At 29.3% G+C, this 20,222-nt stretch carries 26 protein-coding genes; 24 read left to right on the top strand and 2 right to left on the bottom strand.

Annotation, left to right across the window (positions count from 1 at the left end):
• The first annotated feature begins 41 nt into the window (after positions 1 to 41).
• The 24 genes from H8909_RS00935 (at position 42) to H8909_RS00820 (ending at position 18,834) form a co-directional block, all read left to right on the top strand.
• Positions 42 to 335 (top strand): hypothetical protein, encoded by a 294-nt coding sequence (locus tag H8909_RS00935; RefSeq protein WP_117517499.1) that lies wholly within the window; start codon positions 42 to 44, stop codon positions 333 to 335.
• Positions 335 to 1,288 carry a DUF3991 domain-containing protein gene (locus H8909_RS00930; protein ID WP_117517497.1) on the top strand — a complete coding sequence of 318 codons (954 nt, stop codon included), beginning with the start codon at positions 335 to 337 and terminating at the stop codon, positions 1,286 to 1,288. The genes H8909_RS00935 and H8909_RS00930 overlap by 1 nt, the downstream gene beginning before the upstream one ends.
• 68 nt (positions 1,289 to 1,356) lie before the next feature.
• On the top strand, positions 1,357 to 2,127 hold the full coding sequence (locus H8909_RS00925) for a hypothetical protein (protein WP_117517495.1): 771 nt from the start codon (positions 1,357 to 1,359) through the stop codon (positions 2,125 to 2,127).
• Positions 2,128 to 2,330: 203 nt separating this feature from the next.
• Complete coding sequence (locus H8909_RS00920; protein ID WP_117517493.1) at positions 2,331 to 2,828, top strand: hypothetical protein; 498 nt, start codon at positions 2,331 to 2,333, stop codon at positions 2,826 to 2,828.
• 100 nt (positions 2,829 to 2,928) lie between these two features.
• Entirely contained in the window at positions 2,929 to 3,051 is a 123-nt protein-coding gene (locus H8909_RS00915) for a DpnD/PcfM family protein (protein ID WP_199413573.1), read from the top strand.
• Between the two features lie 483 nt (positions 3,052 to 3,534).
• Positions 3,535 to 4,914 (top strand): AAA family ATPase, encoded by a 1,380-nt coding sequence (locus H8909_RS00910; protein WP_117517491.1) that lies wholly within the window; start codon positions 3,535 to 3,537, stop codon positions 4,912 to 4,914.
• On the top strand, positions 4,907 to 5,650 hold the full coding sequence (locus H8909_RS00905; RefSeq protein WP_117561257.1) for a hypothetical protein: 744 nt from the start codon (positions 4,907 to 4,909) through the stop codon (positions 5,648 to 5,650). The genes H8909_RS00910 and H8909_RS00905 overlap by 8 nt, the downstream gene beginning before the upstream one ends.
• Positions 5,651 to 5,654: 4 nt before the next feature.
• A complete protein-coding gene (locus H8909_RS00900; RefSeq protein ID WP_117517487.1) occupies positions 5,655 to 6,218 on the top strand; it encodes a hypothetical protein in 564 nt (187 codons plus the stop codon).
• A 125-nt stretch (positions 6,219 to 6,343) separates the two neighbouring features.
• The gene (locus H8909_RS00895; RefSeq protein WP_117517485.1) at positions 6,344 to 6,637 is read left to right on the top strand and encodes a hypothetical protein; all 294 of its coding nucleotides are present in this window, start codon (positions 6,344 to 6,346) and stop codon (positions 6,635 to 6,637) included.
• Positions 6,638 to 6,737: 100 nt separating this feature from the next.
• Positions 6,738 to 6,935 carry a DpnD/PcfM family protein gene (locus H8909_RS00890; protein WP_117517483.1) on the top strand — a complete coding sequence of 66 codons (198 nt, stop codon included), beginning with the start codon at positions 6,738 to 6,740 and terminating at the stop codon, positions 6,933 to 6,935.
• Between the two features lie 60 nt (positions 6,936 to 6,995).
• Entirely contained in the window at positions 6,996 to 7,199 is a 204-nt protein-coding gene (locus H8909_RS00885; protein ID WP_187011497.1) for a hypothetical protein, read from the top strand.
• Between the two features lie 93 nt (positions 7,200 to 7,292).
• Positions 7,293 to 7,631 carry a plasmid mobilization protein gene (locus H8909_RS00880; protein ID WP_118667558.1) on the top strand — a complete coding sequence of 113 codons (339 nt, stop codon included), beginning with the start codon at positions 7,293 to 7,295 and terminating at the stop codon, positions 7,629 to 7,631.
• On the top strand, positions 7,631 to 8,989 hold the full coding sequence (locus H8909_RS00875; protein ID WP_187011496.1) for a relaxase/mobilization nuclease domain-containing protein: 1,359 nt from the start codon (positions 7,631 to 7,633) through the stop codon (positions 8,987 to 8,989). Before H8909_RS00880 ends, H8909_RS00875 begins: the two co-directional genes overlap by 1 nt.
• On the top strand, positions 8,955 to 9,716 hold the full coding sequence (locus H8909_RS00870) for a PcfB family protein (RefSeq protein ID WP_117517475.1): 762 nt from the start codon (positions 8,955 to 8,957) through the stop codon (positions 9,714 to 9,716). The genes H8909_RS00875 and H8909_RS00870 overlap by 35 nt, the downstream gene beginning before the upstream one ends.
• 3 nt (positions 9,717 to 9,719) lie before the next feature.
• Complete coding sequence (locus H8909_RS00865; RefSeq protein ID WP_117517473.1) at positions 9,720 to 10,640, top strand: hypothetical protein; 921 nt, start codon at positions 9,720 to 9,722, stop codon at positions 10,638 to 10,640.
• A 3-nt stretch (positions 10,641 to 10,643) separates the two neighbouring features.
• Entirely contained in the window at positions 10,644 to 10,835 is a 192-nt protein-coding gene (locus tag H8909_RS00860) for a hypothetical protein (protein ID WP_117517471.1), read from the top strand.
• On the top strand, positions 10,822 to 12,603 hold the full coding sequence (locus H8909_RS00855; protein ID WP_117517469.1) for a VirD4-like conjugal transfer protein, CD1115 family: 1,782 nt from the start codon (positions 10,822 to 10,824) through the stop codon (positions 12,601 to 12,603). Before H8909_RS00860 ends, H8909_RS00855 begins: the two co-directional genes overlap by 14 nt.
• Positions 12,604 to 12,654: 51 nt before the next feature.
• Positions 12,655 to 12,915 carry a glutamyl-tRNA amidotransferase gene (locus H8909_RS00850; RefSeq protein ID WP_233105199.1) on the top strand — a complete coding sequence of 87 codons (261 nt, stop codon included), beginning with the start codon at positions 12,655 to 12,657 and terminating at the stop codon, positions 12,913 to 12,915.
• Between the two features lie 33 nt (positions 12,916 to 12,948).
• On the top strand, positions 12,949 to 13,779 hold the full coding sequence (locus H8909_RS00845) for a VirB6/TrbL-like conjugal transfer protein, CD1112 family (RefSeq protein WP_117517465.1): 831 nt from the start codon (positions 12,949 to 12,951) through the stop codon (positions 13,777 to 13,779).
• A gap of 85 nt (positions 13,780 to 13,864) precedes the next feature.
• Positions 13,865 to 14,011, top strand: coding sequence for a hypothetical protein (locus H8909_RS00840; RefSeq protein ID WP_154410888.1), 147 nt, complete (start codon positions 13,865 to 13,867; stop codon positions 14,009 to 14,011).
• 79 nt (positions 14,012 to 14,090) lie between these two features.
• A complete protein-coding gene (locus H8909_RS00835) occupies positions 14,091 to 14,423 on the top strand; it encodes a hypothetical protein (RefSeq protein ID WP_117517463.1) in 333 nt (110 codons plus the stop codon).
• 40 nt (positions 14,424 to 14,463) lie between these two features.
• A complete protein-coding gene (locus tag H8909_RS00830; RefSeq protein ID WP_117517461.1) occupies positions 14,464 to 14,859 on the top strand; it encodes a PrgI family protein in 396 nt (131 codons plus the stop codon).
• Positions 14,822 to 17,179, top strand: coding sequence for a VirB4-like conjugal transfer ATPase, CD1110 family (locus H8909_RS00825; protein ID WP_117517459.1), 2,358 nt, complete (start codon positions 14,822 to 14,824; stop codon positions 17,177 to 17,179). Before H8909_RS00830 ends, H8909_RS00825 begins: the two co-directional genes overlap by 38 nt.
• A gap of 35 nt (positions 17,180 to 17,214) precedes the next feature.
• A complete protein-coding gene (locus tag H8909_RS00820) occupies positions 17,215 to 18,834 on the top strand; it encodes a lysozyme family protein (protein WP_117517457.1) in 1,620 nt (539 codons plus the stop codon).
• Between the two features lie 273 nt (positions 18,835 to 19,107).
• Here the strand turns inward: H8909_RS00820 and H8909_RS00815 are convergent, their stop codons facing one another.
• Positions 19,108 to 19,503 carry a hypothetical protein gene (locus H8909_RS00815; RefSeq protein ID WP_117517449.1) on the bottom strand — a complete coding sequence of 132 codons (396 nt, stop codon included), beginning with the start codon at positions 19,501 to 19,503 and terminating at the stop codon, positions 19,108 to 19,110.
• 143 nt (positions 19,504 to 19,646) lie between these two features.
• The gene (locus H8909_RS00810; RefSeq protein ID WP_117561251.1) at positions 19,647 to 20,210 is read right to left on the bottom strand and encodes a DUF3592 domain-containing protein; all 564 of its coding nucleotides are present in this window, start codon (positions 20,208 to 20,210) and stop codon (positions 19,647 to 19,649) included.
• Positions 20,211 to 20,222: the final 12 nt, after the last annotated feature.

The raw sequence follows: 20,222 nt of genomic DNA, 5'->3' as shown, positions 1-20,222 counted from the left end.
GTTTGTTTGACTCCCTTTTATCATGGAAAGGAATGTAATGTATGAATAAAAAATTATTAAAATTTGTTCCTCAAGAACAAATAACCATCATTAAACAAATTGATCTTCTCACATATTTAAAACTATTTGAACCCAATAGTATTGTCAAAGTTGGAAGACATTATGAATCGTGTATCCATCATGGATTGATTATTACAAATAAAAAATGGCAATGGAAAGAACTTCATTTAAGTGGTAAGAGTGCTATTCAATATCTTGTTTTCGTAGAACAAATGCCGTTTATAGATGCTGCTTATTTATTATCAAAATGTTTAAATGAATTAGGACTATCATAATGAGCAAACGTAAAGGTATTAGTAAACAAGATTTAAAACGAGTAAAAGAATTGGACTTACTCACTTATTTTAAAAACTATGAGCCAGATGAATTAGTTAAAAATAGTCGTGGGGATTACACAACAAGAACACATTCTTCTTTACATTTATCGAATGGATTATGGTGCTGGTGGGCTCAAGGGATTGGAGGTAAAACGGCTTTAAAGTATTTTATTGAAGTTGAAGGATGGGATTTTTTAGATGCGGCATTGCATATTAATGACTTGCTTGATAATCAACCACCATTAAAAATAGAACAAAAAGTAAAATCAAATTATCGTTTTCGATTACCATATCGTGCTGAAAATGATGATAAAGCCATCAGTTATTTAGTTAATGAACGCTGTATAGATAAAGATATTGTTCAGTATTGTAAAGAACAGTATCTTTTTTATGAAGCTGAGAATGATCATTCTATTGTCTTTATTGGATACGATGAACAGCGAATACCAAAATATGCATGTAAAAGAGCAACTGATGATAACTGGAAAAAAGATGTATTAGGCAGTGATAAACAATACAGTTTTTCAATTACGAATAGTGATAGTCATTCCCTTCATGTTTTTGAATCCGTAATTGATTTACTTTCTTATATGACTTTATTGAAAAGAAGTGGTCGAGACTATTTAAAAGATAATTACCTTTCCATTGCAGGAGCAACTATAATTGGTAAATCTATTCAAGATTCAACTGTTCCGATTGCACTAGAAACATTCTTAAATAACCATCCAAGTATTACAAATTTATATCTTCATTTAGACAATGATAGAGCTGGAAAAGATACAACATTAAAGATTATGTATCATTATGAGGATAAATATAACATCATTGATGAACATCCTACAAAGTGTAAGGATTTTAATGATTTGTTAAAAATGAAAGTTAGATTAAAGAAATATTGTTTAATTAAGTAATATATATTGTAGTTAATATTTGAAAATGAGATAATAATTCTATATAAAATTTGAGGTGATACAAACATATGGAATTAGAGAATTTTATACAATTTATTAAATCCTTCGAGCCAAATGATTGGGTTGTTATGGTATCAGCAATAATATCTGCAGGTAGTGCATTTTATTTAGGATATAAGAACAAGAAATTCGAAGAAAAATGGAAACAAAAACAAATTGATGCTGATTTAGTAGCAAAATCAAGAATACAATGGATACAAGAGGCAAGAAAGCATACTGCTGATTTAATTTCCTTATATTATAAAATTTTAAATGAAGATAATCAAAACGAGATATATAAACTGATTTCATTAGCAAGAGAAAAGAATGAATTATTAATTTTATACTTTGGTCCAGAAAAAGGTGAAAATCAGTATATTAAAGAAAATGATAAAGATATATTAATGAATGAATTTAATAATAAAGGAAAGAATGTATATATTATTAATTTTCTTGAAAGATTATTTTATGATTTTTTAAAATATTATAAAAATGGAATTAAACCTAAGCAAAAATATCTTAGAAAACAATTAAAGAATGCAGAAAAAGAATTATATAGTAACCTTTTAGAACCACAGCATGTGATAGATTACGAATATGATGAATATGGTAATGAAAAGCCAATATATAGTATTCCTTTGCTTGATCCAAAATTAGAGATACAAATGAAGAAAATAGAGGATAACCTTATAGTCACTAACAAAGAAATTAGAGAATTACAACAAAGCATCAAATATTTTAGAGATATTATGAGACTTTATCTGAAGATAGAATGGCGAAAAGCAAAAAGAGGAGAATAGTAAATTCAAAATAATATCTTTTTGAAATATTTAACCAAATTAAAATTTCTACTATCTTTGTAGCTTAATATAGAACAAAATGCCAGCATTTCTTTGATTGGTTGAAAATAAAACCTTAAGGTTATATATAGATAAAACATTTTGTATTTCATATTAGAATGTGAAATATTAGTATTAAAATTCAAAAAGGAGGATTTGAATGTATGGACGATTTTTTAAATATTAAGAAGAAATACAATACATTAAGGGAAAATGAAAGAAAAAAAATAATAGATTCTTTGGCAAGCAAAATTGATAAAGATGGAAATCACTTATTCACTAAAAAAGACGGAACAAAGTATTGTAAAAAAAATCTTTATTGCGGAGGTAGTGGGAAACATAATTATACTTCTAATAGAAAGTTAGAGAAAAAATATGATTTATCAAATCACAAATATATAGAAACTAAATATAAAGGACAGTATGTTTTTATTTCATTGCAAAGCTTTGATATTGATCCATGCACTAAAAATATTCATATATTATATGATCGTATAGGAATAATGTTTGAAGAAGATAATATAACGAAGACAAAAGAAAATGTTGAGGTATCTAATGCTTTTATAAAAATGAAAACAACAGATTGGGAACTTCCTTTATCAAATAAAGACTTAAATGATATGATAGATTATATTATTAATCATTTTGAAAATAATAATTAAAAGTAATAGGCTTATTATATTTACAACAAAATTGATTAATTATTAAAGAGTAATTTTATAAATAGGTTGCTCTTTTCTTATGCTCAAAAGGAGGTATAACATGAAAACATATTTAGTAAAAATTACAGAAACACTTCAAAAACAAATCACAATCACAGCCAATTCTCGTGAAGAAGCTACACAAAAAGCAAAAGAAAATATAAAAATGAAGAAATTGTTTTAGATGAGAGTGATTATGTTGATACAGAATTTGAAGTATTAAAAGAAAAAAAGAATGATATTTAGAAAAGATAATTACCTCCGTATTTGACTTCTTATTCATGCTGAAAATGATGAAAAAGTTATTGATTATTTATTAAATGGCAGATGTATTGATAAAGAAATAGTTAATTGTTGTAAAGAATATTATCTATTTTATGTAATTGATAAGTCTATACAAGAATCTACTGCCCTAATTACCTTAGAAACATCTCTAAATAATCATTCTAATAACACTGATTTATATCTTAATTTACACAACGACAAATCCTGTAAGAATACGATACTAAAGACTGTTAATAATTAAGAATATAAGTATATTAAATAATAGAAAAATATAATTTGATATATTAATATTATATTTTTACAAAAAGATACATTTTGTATCATTATTTAAATATTGACAACTTATATAAGTTTGATAGAATAGATATGGAGGTATATTTATATGAAAGAACTAGTTAGGATTGAAGAGATTAAAATAAACGGTATTAAGAATGTATGCCATGGTAAAATTAGTTTTAATGAATATAGTAATATTTTGAAAGGAAACTTTCATGATTTAAAATCTGTCTTGGGTATTTATGGTCAAAATGGTTCAGGTAAAACAACAGTTTTAGAGGTAACAAAACTATTAAAGAATATTTTAATTGGAAATAAATTACCAGATTACTTTGATAAATTTATTAACAATGAATGTGAAAATGCGGAAATTAGTTATACTTTTTTTATAAATTCTATGGCTTCAAAGCAGTTGGTAACTTATACTTTTTTGATTGGCTTGATTGATGAAAAATATCAAATTTATTCAGAAAAAATCGTATCAAAGGAATATTCTGAAACTGAAAATAAATGGAAACCACAAGTAACTTTAATTGAATGTACTAATCAAGAAATTGTTTTAAAGAAACTTGCGAATAAGATTTCTAAGGATAGTTTAATTGAATTACGAGTTGCACAAGATATTGAAAAAGGGACCTCTTTTATCTTTCACAAAAGAAATAATAAAATATTATTGGAACAATTAACAAATACAATTCGAAATGATGATCAAAGACTAATTGATGTATTACGTTTATTACCACTCTATGCTGAAACTAGCTTAATCATTATCGAAAATGATGTGATGGGTAGTATTAATTTGAATACTTATGTTCCAATTAACTTATACCTTTCTAAGAATGATTCGTTAAAGATGGGAGAAATAGCTGTCAATTTATTGAAACCTAATGAAATGCCTATGGAAGTATTTAAAGATTTAGAAATAGTTATCAAGCAAATTGATATTGTTTTAAATGCAATTATCCCTTCAATACGATTGGAAATCACAAATCAGAAAAAGCAATTTTTAAAAAACGGGGAAGATGGTATTAACTTTGAAATAGTTAGCATCAGAAATAATAAACTCATTCCCCTAAAATACGAATCTGAAGGTATTAAACGCTTAATTTCTGTTATCAGTTCAATGATAGCTGCATTCAATAACTATTCTATTTGTTTAATGATTGATGAATTTGATTCTGGTATTTTTGAATATTTGTTAGGAGAGTTAGTTGAAATTATTGATGAATCTGCAAAAGGTCAATTTGTTTTTACTTCTCACAATTTAAGGGCACTAGAAAAATTATCATATAAATCTATTATCGTTACTACTGCTAATACAAATAATCGTTATATTCAATTAACTGGAATCAAATCAAATAATAATGTTCGAGATTATTATTATACAAACATTCTTTTAGGCGGACAATGTGAACCTATCTACGAAGAAACTAAGAATTTTAAAATTAAACGTGCATTTAGAAAGGCAGGTTCTTTTAATGAATAAAAAAATTCTATTATTTCTTGTAGAAGGATTAAGTGATAAAGATGCATTAGAGCCAATTCTATCTGAATTAGTTGATAGTACTAAAATACACTTTGAAGTTCTAAGATGCGATTTAACTGCGAGTTTAGATCCTGAAGTGCGTAATTTAAATATGAAACAACGTATTACTAGAGTAATTAAGAGTTTCCTAGAAAATAACCATGGTATTAAGAAAAAGCATATTGAAAAAATCATATTCCTATCAGATAGTGATGGATGTTATATTGATGATTCCTATATTTATTTTTCCGAAAATGATATTTCATTCCGCTATGAAGATGATGGAATATATACAAATCGTCCTAATGATGCAATTGATAGAAATCAAAGAAAATCTAGAAATTTAAATATGATTCATTCTACTGCAAAAGTGTACGCACTCCCAATTGAAACATATTATTTCTCTTGCAATTTAGATCATGTATTGCATAATAAAAGAAATTTAGAACAATATCTCAAAGAAGATTATGCGTTTGATTTTGCTGATAAATATGAGAACAAGGAAGAACAGTTTATCGATTTTGTGAATGATTCTTCACTATGTTTAGCGAATAATTATGCAGATACATGGACAATAATACAAGAAGATAGAAACTCTTTACTAAGATTTACTAATCTTAAAATATTTTTTGATAATAATTTTGAATTCTTGAAAGATGAAGCAAAAGAAAGAGTAGTACAGTATCAAGGAGGATAAGCAATTGGTTAGTTCTTATTATAGAAATCTTATTAAACAAGTTCTCTACAATTCTTACGGAGATACTTGGGAAGAAGCAGTTGAAGAATGGGAAATTATTGATTGGGAAGAGGATAAACAATGTAATTCTTTTTGTGTTTGTGGAAAAGAAAATATCCGTTATCTTTATACAATTCAAAATATATATACAAAGCGAATTCTATATCCAATAGGTTCATCGTGCATAAAGAAGTTTGAACGTGATGATTTAGATCAAACCACAATTATCATCGAACAAATGTTTAAACTTTTAAATGCAATTAAAAATAGAGAACGAATTGAATTAAATTCTAAATATTTTACAAAAAAACTAATAAAATACCTTTATGATGAAGGTGCATTAGATTCACAATCTAATGGTTTTGATGGTTATAATGATTATCAATTTATGCTTGATATGTTTAGAAAACGAGATAAGAATAGTATTAGTCAGAGGCAAAAAAGTAAAATTAATGGTATTATCGGATTTTCAATTAAACCTTATCTTATAAAAAAATTAGAAGAAAAAAATAGTAGATCCATTGTATAAAATAGAGTAATTCAATTTGATTTTTTATCTAAAATGGATGAATCTATCTTGTAGTTATCAGTTGAAAGTGAAATCCAATAAATATTAGATAACGATAAATTAGAATTTGAAAAGGAGAATTTAAAATGAAACCATTAGCTGAAGAAAGTAAATTATATAAGGAAATATCTGATTTATTTGATAAAAATAATGGAAAGATAACTTTGGATAATTATAAAGAAGCTATAAAAATAGCTAAAGAATATGAAAAAGAAGAAATTCAATATGTATTGTTTCGATTAAAATATGTTAACAGTGACGTAGAAACAGGAGTGATTGTAGTGGATAAAGGGCTCAACATCTTAACGAAGATAGCGAACACTTTAAAAAGAAAGGACTATAAATTAGCATTTATTTATTCTGTTTTGGAAACTGTATAAAATAAGTATAAATTTTGATTTATTGGTATGCTTTAGTTATTTAATAAAGAGTAATTCATTATGAATTGCTCTTTTTTTATTTTAAAAATGGAGGTACAACATGAAAAAATATTTAGTGGAAATTACAGAAACACTTCAAAAACAAATCACGATTACAGCTAGTTCTCGTGAAGAGGCTGAACAAAAAGTAAAAGAAAAATATAGAAATGAAGAAATTGTATTAGATGAAAATGATTATGTTGATACAGTTTTTACTGTATTAAAAGAAAAAAGAATGAAAGATATTGAGGGAAGATGATTTAAATATTGTCTTTCCTTTTTTCATCGGCAAGTAAAAAATACGAAAGGATGATGCACATTGATTAAAAAAATAAACAAAGAGATTCATCGATTGGAACAACAAAAGGGGTTGAAATCATCTCAAAAATCAAAACTTGAATTAGAAATAAATGAAATTTCCGGTAAATTGAAAGAATTAAATTCATTAAAAAATCAGTATGAAAAATTAGAAGAAGGAGTGAAAAACTTCTTTAACCCAACGGGTGAAATGGGACATTTATAGAATGTCCTGTATTGTAGCAAGCACTGATTTTGTCCGTACACAAAATCGCTTGTTAGGGTTGAACCCTAATACCCACCATGAAAGGAAGATTTTATGAAGAAGAAAAGAAAAAGAACGCATCGTGTTGAAGTAGCCATGAACGATAAAGAATACGAACAGTTTCTAACATACGTTCATGGTTGTGGTTTATCGCAACAAGCCTATTTATTATTGTTAATCAAGAATAGAATTCCACAACCATTACCAAGTGATGATTTTCAAGAAGTCATCAAACAGTTACGAAAGATTGGAAATAACTTAAATCAGTTAACAGTTATTGCTCATAAAACAGGAAGTATTGATATTATGAAATATAAGGAAGATATGAAAACTTTAAACAATTCGATTGTAGAAATTCGTGAGCAAGTCTATTTACAAAAGGAAGTATCATAATGGCAACAACAGCAATATGGGATGTGAAAGATAATCTTCAACGTGTATTGAATTATGCTTCTAATCCTAATAAAACAGAAGTTCACGAAAACAGTTATCACTATAATGGTTTAGAACAAGCCATCAGTTATACGACCAATGATTTAAAGACAGAAAAGCAATTATATGTTACTGGTTTGAATTGCAATCTTGCGACGGCTCATAAAGAAATGATGATTACCAAAAAAGGATTCAATAAGACAGATGGTATTCTTGCCTATCACGCTTATCAATCTTTTGTTCCCGGTGAAGTAGATGCAGAAACAGCACATCAAATTGGAATTGAATTAGCACAAGAAATGTGGGGAGATCATTTTGAAGTTTTGGTATCCACTCATTTAGATAAAAAACATTTCCATAATCATTTTATTATCAATTCAGTATCTTTTATTGATGGTAAGAAATATAAAGATAATAAAGAGAATTATAAAAAAATGAGAAAATGTTCCGATGATTTATGTAGAAAGTATAGGTTATCGGTGATTGAAAATCCTCAAAATAGAAAGATGCACTATGCTGAATGGATGGCTGAACAAAATCATAAACCAACATGGCGTTCTGTAATTCGTGATGATGTTGATTATGCTATCAGTCATTCAATGACCATGAAACAATTCTATTCAAATTTAGAAAAACAAGGCTATGAAATTAAATTTGGAAAACACATTGCAATCCGACCTAAAGGAAAAGAGCGTTTTGTTCGATTAAGAAGTTTAGATAAAAAGAATACCTATACTGAAGATAACATTAAGGATATGATTTTAGCTCAATCGGTTATTAAATGGGAGTCTATATCCGAACCTAAAAAACAGACACTTTATTATAAAGGTAATTTATCGAAAGCAAGAAAGATTACCGGATTTAAGGCATTATATTTTAAATATATGTATATGATGGGGATTTTACCCAAGAATGCACCTAATAAAAAAAAGGTGCATTTTTTATTGAAAGAAGATCTTATCTATATGGATAAGATAACCCAAGAAGTAACTCTTATTTCAAAAAAGAAAATTGATAATATCGCTGATTTAGATGCCAATGAATATTTTGCAAAAAGTAGATTAGATAATCTCATCAAGGAAAGAAGATGTATCTACAACAAAGTGAAACGTTGTCGAAAGCCAGAATTAAAGGAACAGCTTCAACAAGATATATCTTTATTATCAAATGAGATTAAGGAACTACGAAAGGAGGTGGTGCTTTATGAGGGTATTCGTCAGCGTTCTTTAACAATGAAGAACAAGATGAAAATGATTGAACAAGAAAGAAAGGAGAATAACGAACATGAACACGGGAGAAACATCCGATCAAATCGTTAGAATGACTTTGCAAGGAATTGAAGTTGCTGCCAATGTCGCATTAAAAGCTGGTGGTGAGATGACAAGATCATTGGCTGCTACTTTATATGCAATACTTACTGACAAGAAAAAAGTGAAAGGAAAAGCAAGACTAGATTCTTTATTGAAGTCTGGAAAAGAACTGAAAGTATTTGCAATTCGTCATGAAGATTTAAAGAAATTCTGTGAAGAAGCAAAACGTTATGGAGTTTTATATTCTGTACTAAAAGAAAAAAACAATACCGATGGTATCTGTGACATTATGGTACGTGCTGAAGATGCTTCAAAGATTAGTCGAATCGTAGATAAATTTGAACTTGCTACCATTGATACAAAGGCTATTCGAGAATCTATTATGAATGCGAAAGAAAATCCACTGCAAGATGTTCCTACACTTACTGATAAAGAACATGATGAATTAGTCAATGCTTTAATGAATTCTACGGTACAGGAGAGAAAGGTTGAAACTCCACAAAACGAAAACCCCACTCTGGCTCGCAACAAGACGAGCGACAATCTGTTCGAGCCTACATCAGAGAAAGTAAACGTCGCAGAGGATACTACTAAAGAAGTTAGACCATCCGTTCGTAAAGAACTCAAGGATATTAAAGAAAAACAACAAAAAGAGATGAAGAAAAACAAACAACAATCTCAATCAAAATATCCTCAAAAGAAAACAAAACATAAAAGAAAGAAAAAGGAGCGTTAAATCATGAACAATATATATGATGTTTTTAATGATGAACATACTAAACCACAACAACAAGAAAGAAAACCAAGATTGTCAAAAGAAGAATATGCTCAGATGATGAAAGAAAAAAGACAAGCATTATTCAATATGGCAAATGAGCAAACTTTTAAAGCAGTTGAAAATCCAGATCAATATTTGCAATATCTAAAATTACAAAGTATTTTGGATTACACTGTCACCAATACTTTATTAGTTATGGCACAAAACCCAAATGCTACCATCTTGAAAGATTACACGCATTGGAGAGAGATGAATAAATATGTTCAAAAAGGTGCTAAAGGAATTACTATTTTAGAACCTGGAAAAGAATATCAAAGACAAGATGGTTCTATTGGAATCAATTACAACCCAAAAACTGTATTTGATATTAGTCAATTAAATGGAAAAGATAATAATCCTCCCCTACCTGCAAGATTTAATATCAAAGAACTTGTTGGAGCTATTGTTCATCGAGTTGATATTAAACCAGAAATCGTTTCAGAAGATTCAGATATGCCAAAAGATGTTTATTTTGATAGAGATAGAAATTCTTTATTTGTTAAAAATGGATTGCAACCTGAAGCAATGCTTACTGGTTTAATTCGTGAGTATTGTTTTATTGATTGTGCAGATCAATTCAATTCAAGAAGTGAAGCAAGATTTATGGCAGAAAGTGCTGCTTATATGATTGCTCAAAAATATGGATTGGTGCATTATGATAAAGACTTTGTCAATAACATTTATCATCATTTTGAAGGTAAGGAACAAAAAGATATTAAGGGTGAATTAGAAAATATCAAAATATTAAAAGATAGTGTTGTTGAACGTATGGAACATGGTATTTATGTGCAACAACAAAATCGCCAAGAAAAGCAAACAAGACGAGATTCTTATTCTCGCTAATAAATGATGAAAGAAAATCATTATTCAATTGTCGTTACCGATATGGAAAGACGAATCATTATCAAAGCATTAACTTTATTAAAGGATAAGCAAATCCATGACAATAAGAAATTTGATTTTATTGATGATCTTATTGTGCGTTCTTGTGATGCACCATTAATCAATAAAAAGAATCGATTTTATGAAGAAAGATAGAACAGATGAGTATATTCTTTTAGGTATCCTTGTTGTACCAGTGATATGGGGAGCATTGTTATTTGCTCCCTATATGCATGATGGATTATTGAATGCTTTACCTCAATTCATTGAAGCTATGAATCATCCTTTTGCTATTACTTGGTGCAGAGATACTTTAAAAACAATATTTATTTTTGTACTTATGTATTTGATGGGTATTGGAATTTATTTATCTTCAATTAAAAACTATCGTAGGAAAGAGGAATATGGTTCTGCAAAATGGGCAAATAGTTCTAAAGTGAATAAAAAATATGCAAATCGAAATGTATTTGAGAACAAACTTTTTACCCAGCATTTTCGATTAGGGTTGGATGGTAAAAAACATCGGCGAAACTTAAATTCTTTAATCATTGGTGGAAGTGGTGCAGGAAAGACACGATTTTATGGAAAGCCCAATATTATGCAATGCAATACGAGTTTTGTCGTGCTAGATCCTAAAGGCGAAATTTTAAGAGATACAGGATATCTACTTGAAAAAGAAGGTTATGTCATTAAAGTTGTTGATTTAATCAATATGTCAAAAAGTCATTGTTATAATCCATTTCATTATATTCAAGATGATAAAGATGTACTGAAATTGATAACAAACCTAATTCGTAACACTACACCTAAAGGAAGTCAAACGAATGATCCATTTTGGGAAAAATCAGAAACTGCCTTATTAGAAGCATTATGTTTATACCTTATTCATGAAGCGCCAGAAGATGAACAAAACTTTACAATGGTCATGGAAATGATTGCATCGGCTGAAGTTAGAGAAGATGATGATCAGTACCAAAGTCCATTAGATGAACTATTTGAAAGACTGGAAATGAGAAAACCCCAAAGTCTAGCCGTAAAACAATATAAGATTTACAAACAAGCTGCTGGAAAAACCGCTAAATCAATTTTGATTTCTGTTGGTGTACGACTAGCAGCTTTTAATTTAGATAGTATTGCCAGTATTACTGCCGTAGACGAATTGGAACTTGAACAAATGGGAGAAAGAAAAACTGTGTTGTTTGCCGTAATTCCAGATAATGATTCTACATTTAACTTTCTTATTGGTATGTTATATACACAATTATTTCAAACGCTTTATTATCAAGCAGATATTGTTCATGGAGGAGAATTGCCTATCCCTGTTCATTTTTTGATGGACGAATTCGCTAATGTTGCATTACCTGATGAGTTTGATAAATTACTAAGTACGATGCGTTCAAGACAAATATTTGTATCAATCATCATTCAAAATCTAGCTCAAATCAAAGCACTGTATAAAGATTCATGGGAATCTATTGTTGGTAACTGTGATGAACTTTATTATCTCGGTGGTAATGAACAATCCACACATAAATTTATGAGCGAGTATTTAGGAAAAGAAACTTTAGATACAAATACCTATGGTAAGTCAACTGGACGTAGTGGAAACTATTCTACAAACTATCAACAAGCAGGACGTGAACTATTAACAGCTGATGAAGTAAGACTACTTGATAATGATTATGCTTTACTTTTTATTCGAGGCGAACGACCTATCTTTGATAAAAAATATGATATATTGAAGCACCCTAATATTAAATATACAAAAGATGGCAAGGCATTGCTTTATCATCATGGTGTTATAAAACACAACTTTGAAAACTGGCAAGATATTGTTCTATCCGATAATGAATATGAATTATATTCTGAAGAAGATATGGAAGAATACTTTGCTGAAATTGAAAAGAATACGGAGGAACATTAAATGAAAAAATGGAATAAGAAAACAACGAAATATTTTATCTTTTATGCAGTTATGATTATGACATTAAGCATGGGCGTATTACCAGTTCATGCAGAAGGTGATCCATTAACTGTGGTTAATAATTTAAGTAATTTTATCTTTGGATTGATTCGTGCAGTAGGTATGATTTTACTTGGTTTTGGTGTCGTTCAAGTTGGTTTGTCTTTGAAAAGCCATGATCCGAGCCAAAGAGCCAATGGATTTTTAACTGTTGCCGGTGGAATCATTATTACTTTCGCCAAAGAAATCTTAAATTTGATTGTTGGTGGCTAACACTAACAATCTCTTTGAAAGGAAGTGATTTTGTTGGATGGAATTATTGATAACTTAGAAAATGCAATACAGACATGGAATCAAAAACTAGCTGAAATATGGACCTTGCTCACACAATCACCTCAAGAATTTAAAGGTGGTGGTATTTGGAATATTATAACTCAAATTCATGGAGCATTGCTTGCGATAGGACTTGCGCTTCTCGTATTATTTTTTGTTTATGGAGTTGCTAAGTCCTGCACAAATCTAACAGAAATAAAACGACCAGAACATGCATTAAAATTATTCTTACGCTTTGCGATTGCTAGAGGGCTTGTCGTATATGGAATGGAATTGATGGTAACAGTATTTGAAATAATACAAGGTATTACTTCTACCATCATGACTACTGTTGGACTGGGTAGTGCAAGTCAGACAGTATTGCCCCAAGAAATCATTGATGCCGTAAGTGATTGCGGATTTTTAGAAAGTATTCCCTTATGGGCAGTAACATTACTGGGTGGTATTTTTATCACCATACTTTCTTTTATTATGATTTTAACTGTATATGGTCGTTTCTTTAAACTCTATATGTACACAGCAATTTCTCCTGTCCCATTATCTTGTTCTGCTGGGGAAACAACACAAAATATTTCAGTTACATTTATGAAATCTTATGCAGGTGTATGTTTAGAGGGTGCAATCATAGTTCTTGCTTGTATTATCTTTTCAGCATTTGCAGCTGCACCACCAGTGATAGATCCAAATGCGAGTGCAATTAGTATGGTATGGAGTTATACTGGAGAATTGATTTTTAACATGTTAGTGCTTGTTGGAACAGTTAAAATGAGTGATAGAATTGTGAAAGAAATGATGGGATTATAAATGTTATATCATTTTAATTTTAAAGATGGTAAAATGAAAACATAAAAATATGTAACAAAATCTAATGCAATAAGGAGAGATGCAAATGAAGAAAAGTATAGTCGATGAAATCATTAATGTAGTTTGTGAAACTTGGAAGAATAATATTAATAAAGATTATCTTGAAGGATTATTGTTAGAAGAACACATTGAAATGCGCTTTTTATCATCATCTAAGAACAAAACTTGGTAAATTATTAAATGAAAACAATCTTTGCATATATACTGAATATTTGGGTTCAGAATTTAAAGAATTAGGTTATCGACCAGATATGGTTGTTGTAAAAATGAAAAAGGATTGTGATGAAAAATACTTGATAAATCACATTGAAGAAGTTGTTGTAGCATTCGAATTTAAATTTAAAGATAAATACGAATTTAATACAATTGTTGCAGATGCTGATAAAATTTATAACTATATAAAACGAATCAACAATAATTGCCAATATGTTATGGCTATCATTCACGAAAAATATTGGGAAAATCCTTTTTGGCTTACTAAAAAACAAACTAATAATTGGGCAAAAGGAAGAGTAACGGAATTAGTAGCAAGTTATAACGACGAAATTACCGAAGAAATGAATTTTCTTTCTAAAGGGTATTGATGAACTAGCATTGTGCTGGTTTTTTTATTTGGAGGAGTTTATGGAAATCAAAGTAAATAAAGAAGTAAGGAATTATACAGAGAGTATATTTCTTGGCTTATCTATTCGACAATGTTTTTTTTCAGTCATTGCTTGTATAGTAGCTGTATTGATGTACTTTCTATGTATTGATTCTTTAGGAATGGAAATGACCAGTTGGTTATGTATGCTAGGTGCTGCACCTTTTGCATCACTTGGCTTTATCACATATCAAAACATGAATGCTGAACAGATTGTATTAACTGCTTGGCATTCTTTTTTATTGTCAAAGACGGATTTAATATATAAACCATTTAATTTATATCAAGAATTATTTAAAGATGTCTTTGAGAAACAAAAGAAGGAGGCGTTAGGTAAAAATGATAAAAAGTTACGCAAAATTAAAGAAACAAAATAAGGAAAAATTTAAAATACCGAAATCTGCACAAGATACTGTTCCCATTGATACCATCTACAAAGATGGTATTTTTCGTATGGGAAATAGATATTCTAAGAGTTATCGCTTTTTAGATATCAACTATTCGATTGCATCAAAAGAAGAAAAAATGGATTTATTCTTAAATTATGGAGAATTATTGAATTCGTTTGATTCTTCTATGATGGTAAAGATTACGATTAATAATCGTAAAATTGATTTAAAGCAGTTTAAAGAAGATATTCTGATACCTTTGCAAAATGACAAATTAGATTTTTATCGCAAAGAATATAATCATATGTTATTAGATAAGCTGGCAGAAAGTGATGATATTGTTCAGGAAAAATATATTACAATTACCATTTTTAGAAACAATATAGCGGAAGCACGTTCTTTCTTTTCTAGACTTACAACTGAGCTAACTTCTCATTTTTCTAAATTAGGAAGTGGCTGTATTGAGTTAGATGTCTATGATCGCTTAAAAATATTACATGATTTTTATCGAGGAGAAGAGGAAGAATTCGTTTTTGATTTAAAGGATTCCGCTAATAAAGGTCATTCTTTTAAAGATGTTATTTGTCCTTATGCTCCAAAATTTAATCATAAAGGCTTCATGTTTGGAGATAGATATGGACGTGTTTTATATTTAAGCAATTATTCAAGATTTATTAAAGATAGTTTTATTTCAGAACTATGCGATTTAAATCGTAATCTTATGTATTCAATGGATATTATTAGCGTTCCTACGGATGAAGCAGTCAAAGAAATGGAAAATAAGTTATTAGGTGTCAATACCAATATCACAAATTGGCAAAGACGTCAAAATGCAAATAATAACTTTTCAGCGGTTATTCCCTATGATATGGAACTACAAAGAGAAGAATGTAAAGAGTTCTTAGATGATTTGACTATTCGTGATCAACGAATGATGTTATGTAATATTACGATTACTCATCTTGCAGATTCAAAAAATGAATTAGATAATGATACGGAAATACTCAAGTCTATTGCTAGAAAGTATATGTGTGAGTTATCGACATTGTTCTTTTCTAAAAGACAATTAGACGGAGTATTAACAACACTTCCTATTGGAGTGAATCGTTTAGATATAACTCGTACATTGCTTACTGAAAGTGCATCGGTATTTATTCCATTTAGAGCACAGGAAATTATGGATAAAGGTGGTATTTGGTATGGTCAAAATGCTATTACTAATAACCCTATTTTATGTAATAAGGAATTGCTACAAAATCCCAATGCTTTTATCTTAGGGGTTCCGGGTGCTGGTAAATCATTCTTAACAAAAGAAGAAATTGAATTTATTATTATGTCCACCAATGATGACGTCCTTATCTGCGATCCCGAAGGTGAATATGATCCAATCATTAAAGAATTTGGTGGCGAAGTGATTGAAATATCCGTAGGAAGTAAAGATCATATTAACCCTATGGATATGGAAGAAGGATATGGTGATTCTGGAAATCCAGTTGGAGATAAATCCCAATTTATCATGTCTTTATTTGAACAGTTAGACAGAGAAAATAAATCAATTACACCGATCGAAAGAAGTTTGATTGACCGTTGTGTATCTATTGTTTATGCAGAGTATAGAAAAACAAAAATAATGCCAACACTTAAAACTTTAAGAAATATATTATTAAAGCAACCAGAAAGTGAAGCAAGAACGCTTGCTTTACGTTTGGAATATATTGCTGAAGGTACATCTGATATTTTTGCTCATGAAACGAATGTTGATGTATCTAATCGTATTATTTCTTATAATATCTTTAATCTAGGAACACAACTTAAAACAATTGGATTATTGATTATTACGGATGCCATGTTGAATCGTGTTATTTCGAACTGGAAAAAAGGAAAACGAACTCATGTATTTATTGATGAAATTCATGTTATTTTTGAGAATGAAGAAAGTGCTACGTTCTTTGCTTCTGCTTGGAGACAGTTTAGAAAGCGTGATGCTTTTCCTACGGGTATTACCCAAAATGTGAAGTATCTTTTATCTAGTCAACAAGGCACATCTATGTTATCGAACAGTGAGTTTATTGTTATGTTAAATCAGTCGCCTAATGATAGAGAGGATTTAGCTGATTTATTAAAGATCAGTGAAGAACAAATGAGTTATATCACCAATGCTCAAAGTGGTTGTGGTTTGATTAAATATGGAGCATCTTTAGTCCCATTTATTAATCGCATGCCAAAAGATATGGAACTTTATCGTTTGAATACAACGAAACCTACGGATCGAAAAGAAATGCTTGTACAGATTGAACAGTCTAATTAAAGGCTGTTCTTCTTTTTTATGAAAGGTCAAAGTTTATGAAAAACAATCCAAATAAAATTAAGATAAAAGAAACTGTACATGACATTAAAACAAAAGATAGTAAACAAAACATTAAATACTTTGTTAAGGATGTAGCCATCCATGAAAAAGAAAAAATCAAAGCAAATGATAATGGGAAAACCAAAAATGACACGACACAAGATTATGCTCCAAATCGAGTGGATGAAGTACAAAAAGCAACTGCTAAACAATCTTATCGAAGAACAAAGCAATTTATAGACAAGAAAAGAAAAAGAAATAAATCATTGAATGGAAAAGATATTATTGAAAATAAAGATAGCTTATCTTTAATACAGCCAAAACAAAAGGAAAAATTGATTTCCAATCATAAAAAAAGGTTATCTATAGATTCCAAAAATAAGATTCTTACAAAGAAACAGAAAGTTAAACAAACACTTCCTTATTCCAATTCATTTCAAACAAGTGATACTTATCAAAAGAGAATGAAGTCTTTCATGATGGTTAAGCATAAAAACAAAGTAAAAGCATCGAAAGAGATTGTCAAAAAGCCTATTCAAGCAGGAAATATTCTAGTAAGAACATGGAAAAGTGGTGCTTATGTTTTAACAAAAGCAGTACATGGAATATCACACCTTTGGACCTATGGAATGGGATTAATCATATTAGTTGTGATTACTTTGTTTATCGGTGTGTTTGCTTGTTTATCCGATGATGGAGGTATTAATAGTGAGATTGAACCATTAAGTGCGGAAGTATTAGCTTATGAAGAAACCATAACAAAATATGCCGAACAATATAAAATAGAAGAGTATGTTCCTATTTTAGAAGCCATCATGATGCAAGAATCTGGAGGAAAAGGAAATGACCCAATGCAATCTAGTGAAAGTGGATTTAATACAAAATACCCTAGAAAGCCAAATGGTATCACTGATGCAGATTATTCAATAGAAGTAGGAGTTCAAACATTTTCGAATTGTCTAACAAGAGCGAAAGTTGAAAGTCCAGCTGATACAGAAAAATTATATTTAGCCTTACAAGGATATAATTACGGTAGCGGATATATCGAATGGGCAGTAACAAACTTTGGTGGATATACTAAAGCAAATGCAAAATTGTTTTCAGATAACAAAAGAGCCGAGTTAGGAACTGATGTATATGGAGATCCTTTTTATGTCAGTCATGTTATGCGATATGTCAGTTTTTCATTTCGTGGAGGAACAAAACCAAATTTTGATAATTATGATGCTTGGGTAAACAAAAATCCATATGCTCAAGCAAAGTTGTATGGACAATGTACTTGGTTTGCATGGGGACGTTTCTATGAATTATATGGATATTCACCGGGATTTATCGGAGATGGTTGGAAGTGCGTAGATCAATTATTAAAAACACATGGAGATAAATTTGAGCGCTCAACAACGCCAAAAGCAGGTGCTGTATTTTCGGGTATTGGAAGAAATCATGTCGGCATAGTCATTGATGTTAAAGGAGATGTTCTTATCATTCAAGAAGGAAATTTAGATGGGAAAACTAACACTTTTAAAGATGCACGAAAAGATTGGCATACTAAAGAATACACGTTATCTCAATTAAGAGCTGCCATGCAAGGAGTTATATTTGCCAATCCAAAATAAAAGGTACTGATTATTTCAGTACCTAATTACATATAAATAATTTATTCAAAATTTTATATCTAATTTGCGATTATCCGCATAAACACTATACTTTTAAGCATTTTGAAATATAAGAAAACACTCATTTTACCACGATTTTACCACGATTGAATGAGCCTTGATATGACCTATAAAGTAACACCCAAAAGACATCATACATCTAAATGGTGTCTTTTTTAAAAGCAGCTAATCCTAAGACTAACTGCTTTGTAAATATTGATATTTCTTTTTAGTTTACAAACGATTTAAAATGGTCGCTAAGTTCTCTTTATGCCATGAAGCACCAACCATTGTCTTATTTACCTTAAATGCTAATGTACCCTTTGATGTAGTAATTTCTAATTCGTAAGACATCAACTTTTTATTGAATTTAGTGCTTGCTATTTCTTCCTTAGAAACGAAAAGAAATGCTTCATCTTCTAATTTGCCCGTTACATTATTTAAACCGATAATAGCAATACCACTATCACTAAAGTTTATTGCGTAATACTGCATTGAAAGAGCAGTAGCAATCGGTCCAAGAGCATATGTGAATTTACTCGGAAATATAACTCCAATAATAGATGAATTTTCATTAAATGTAATATCCTTCTTCTTTAGATATTCTCTAATATCTTGTTCTTTTAGCATTTTAATATCCTCCTGTAAAATTTAATTTGTCATAAATGGTTATTCTCATTTTATCATTTGAAAAAAACGATTACAATAAAATATCATCCCATTATAAAAATATTATACCATTATAAAAATATCATCCCATTATAAAAATATGTTTAAACGAATAACGCAGATAAACCGACAAAAATACACATTACTCCAAAAATCATACACATTACATTTTTGATACCGACTTTTTTGTTAAGTACGAAAGATGATGGATTTTTAGGGTTTATATATATACGATATTCATTTCCCTTAACCATATCCTTATCTAATTTCTTAAAGCTATATGTGTTAGAACACTGACGGACATATGTTTTTCCGTTGTACTTGTATTTAAAAATAGGAGCATAGCTTGATACTGTTTTACTTGGATACGAATTATAGCCTTGATAGACCCCCATAATTTCTTCATTACAAATAGCAACAGATTTAATATTATGATAAAAAATCATCGTAATCATTCCTCCTATTGTAACGCCTATTAATATAAATGTATATTTAGCTCCGCCTGGGATAAGAAAACATATAAAAGCTAATAAAAGCCCACCGAATATCAACGCAAGAAACTTAAATGATTCAGGATCCATCTTATGCATTTTTTGTTTAAAAGCCATATAAACAATCCAACCAAAAGCTGCTACACAAAATAATAATTTTAATCCTTCAAAGTTCATTGTTTATCTATT

Source organism: Catenibacterium faecis (genome assembly GCF_014306455.1).
In the GTDB taxonomy this organism is placed as follows: Bacteria; Bacillota_I; Bacilli_A; order Erysipelotrichales; family Coprobacillaceae; genus Catenibacterium; species Catenibacterium mitsuoka_A.
The sequence above is the reverse complement of the archived record's forward strand: the minus strand, read 5'-3'. Positions and strand labels throughout refer to the sequence as shown.

What these genes read in the sequence shown, in the direction of transcription:
- H8909_RS00935 (WP_117517499.1), top strand. Translation starts at nt 42, where the DNA reads ATGAATAAAAAATTATTAAAATTTGTTCCTCAAGAACAAATAACCATC.
- H8909_RS00930 (WP_117517497.1), top strand. Translation starts at nt 335, where the DNA reads ATGAGCAAACGTAAAGGTATTAGTAAACAAGATTTAAAACGAGTAAAA.
- H8909_RS00925 (WP_117517495.1), top strand. Translation starts at nt 1,357, where the DNA reads ATGGAATTAGAGAATTTTATACAATTTATTAAATCCTTCGAGCCAAAT.
- H8909_RS00920 (WP_117517493.1), top strand. Translation starts at nt 2,331, where the DNA reads ATGGACGATTTTTTAAATATTAAGAAGAAATACAATACATTAAGGGAA.
- H8909_RS00915 (WP_199413573.1), top strand. Translation starts at nt 2,929, where the DNA reads ATGAAAACATATTTAGTAAAAATTACAGAAACACTTCAAAAACAAATC.
- H8909_RS00910 (WP_117517491.1), top strand. Translation starts at nt 3,535, where the DNA reads ATGAAAGAACTAGTTAGGATTGAAGAGATTAAAATAAACGGTATTAAG.
- H8909_RS00905 (WP_117561257.1), top strand. Translation starts at nt 4,907, where the DNA reads ATGAATAAAAAAATTCTATTATTTCTTGTAGAAGGATTAAGTGATAAA.
- H8909_RS00895 (WP_117517485.1), top strand. Translation starts at nt 6,344, where the DNA reads ATGAAACCATTAGCTGAAGAAAGTAAATTATATAAGGAAATATCTGAT.
- H8909_RS00890 (WP_117517483.1), top strand. Translation starts at nt 6,738, where the DNA reads ATGAAAAAATATTTAGTGGAAATTACAGAAACACTTCAAAAACAAATC.
- H8909_RS00880 (WP_118667558.1), top strand. Translation starts at nt 7,293, where the DNA reads ATGAAGAAGAAAAGAAAAAGAACGCATCGTGTTGAAGTAGCCATGAAC.
- H8909_RS00875 (WP_187011496.1), top strand. Translation starts at nt 7,631, where the DNA reads ATGGCAACAACAGCAATATGGGATGTGAAAGATAATCTTCAACGTGTA.
- H8909_RS00870 (WP_117517475.1), top strand. Translation starts at nt 8,955, where the DNA reads ATGAACACGGGAGAAACATCCGATCAAATCGTTAGAATGACTTTGCAA.
- H8909_RS00865 (WP_117517473.1), top strand. Translation starts at nt 9,720, where the DNA reads ATGAACAATATATATGATGTTTTTAATGATGAACATACTAAACCACAA.
- H8909_RS00860 (WP_117517471.1), top strand. Translation starts at nt 10,644, where the DNA reads ATGATGAAAGAAAATCATTATTCAATTGTCGTTACCGATATGGAAAGA.
- H8909_RS00855 (WP_117517469.1), top strand. Translation starts at nt 10,822, where the DNA reads ATGAAGAAAGATAGAACAGATGAGTATATTCTTTTAGGTATCCTTGTT.
- H8909_RS00850 (WP_233105199.1), top strand. Translation starts at nt 12,655, where the DNA reads ATGATTATGACATTAAGCATGGGCGTATTACCAGTTCATGCAGAAGGT.
- H8909_RS00840 (WP_154410888.1), top strand. Translation starts at nt 13,865, where the DNA reads ATGAAGAAAAGTATAGTCGATGAAATCATTAATGTAGTTTGTGAAACT.
- H8909_RS00835 (WP_117517463.1), top strand. Translation starts at nt 14,091, where the DNA reads ATGGTTGTTGTAAAAATGAAAAAGGATTGTGATGAAAAATACTTGATA.
- H8909_RS00830 (WP_117517461.1), top strand. Translation starts at nt 14,464, where the DNA reads ATGGAAATCAAAGTAAATAAAGAAGTAAGGAATTATACAGAGAGTATA.
- H8909_RS00825 (WP_117517459.1), top strand. Translation starts at nt 14,822, where the DNA reads ATGATAAAAAGTTACGCAAAATTAAAGAAACAAAATAAGGAAAAATTT.
- H8909_RS00820 (WP_117517457.1), top strand. Translation starts at nt 17,215, where the DNA reads ATGAAAAACAATCCAAATAAAATTAAGATAAAAGAAACTGTACATGAC.
- H8909_RS00815 (WP_117517449.1), bottom strand. Translation starts at nt 19,503, where the DNA reads ATGCTAAAAGAACAAGATATTAGAGAATATCTAAAGAAGAAGGATATT.
- H8909_RS00810 (WP_117561251.1), bottom strand. Translation starts at nt 20,210, where the DNA reads ATGAACTTTGAAGGATTAAAATTATTATTTTGTGTAGCAGCTTTTGGT.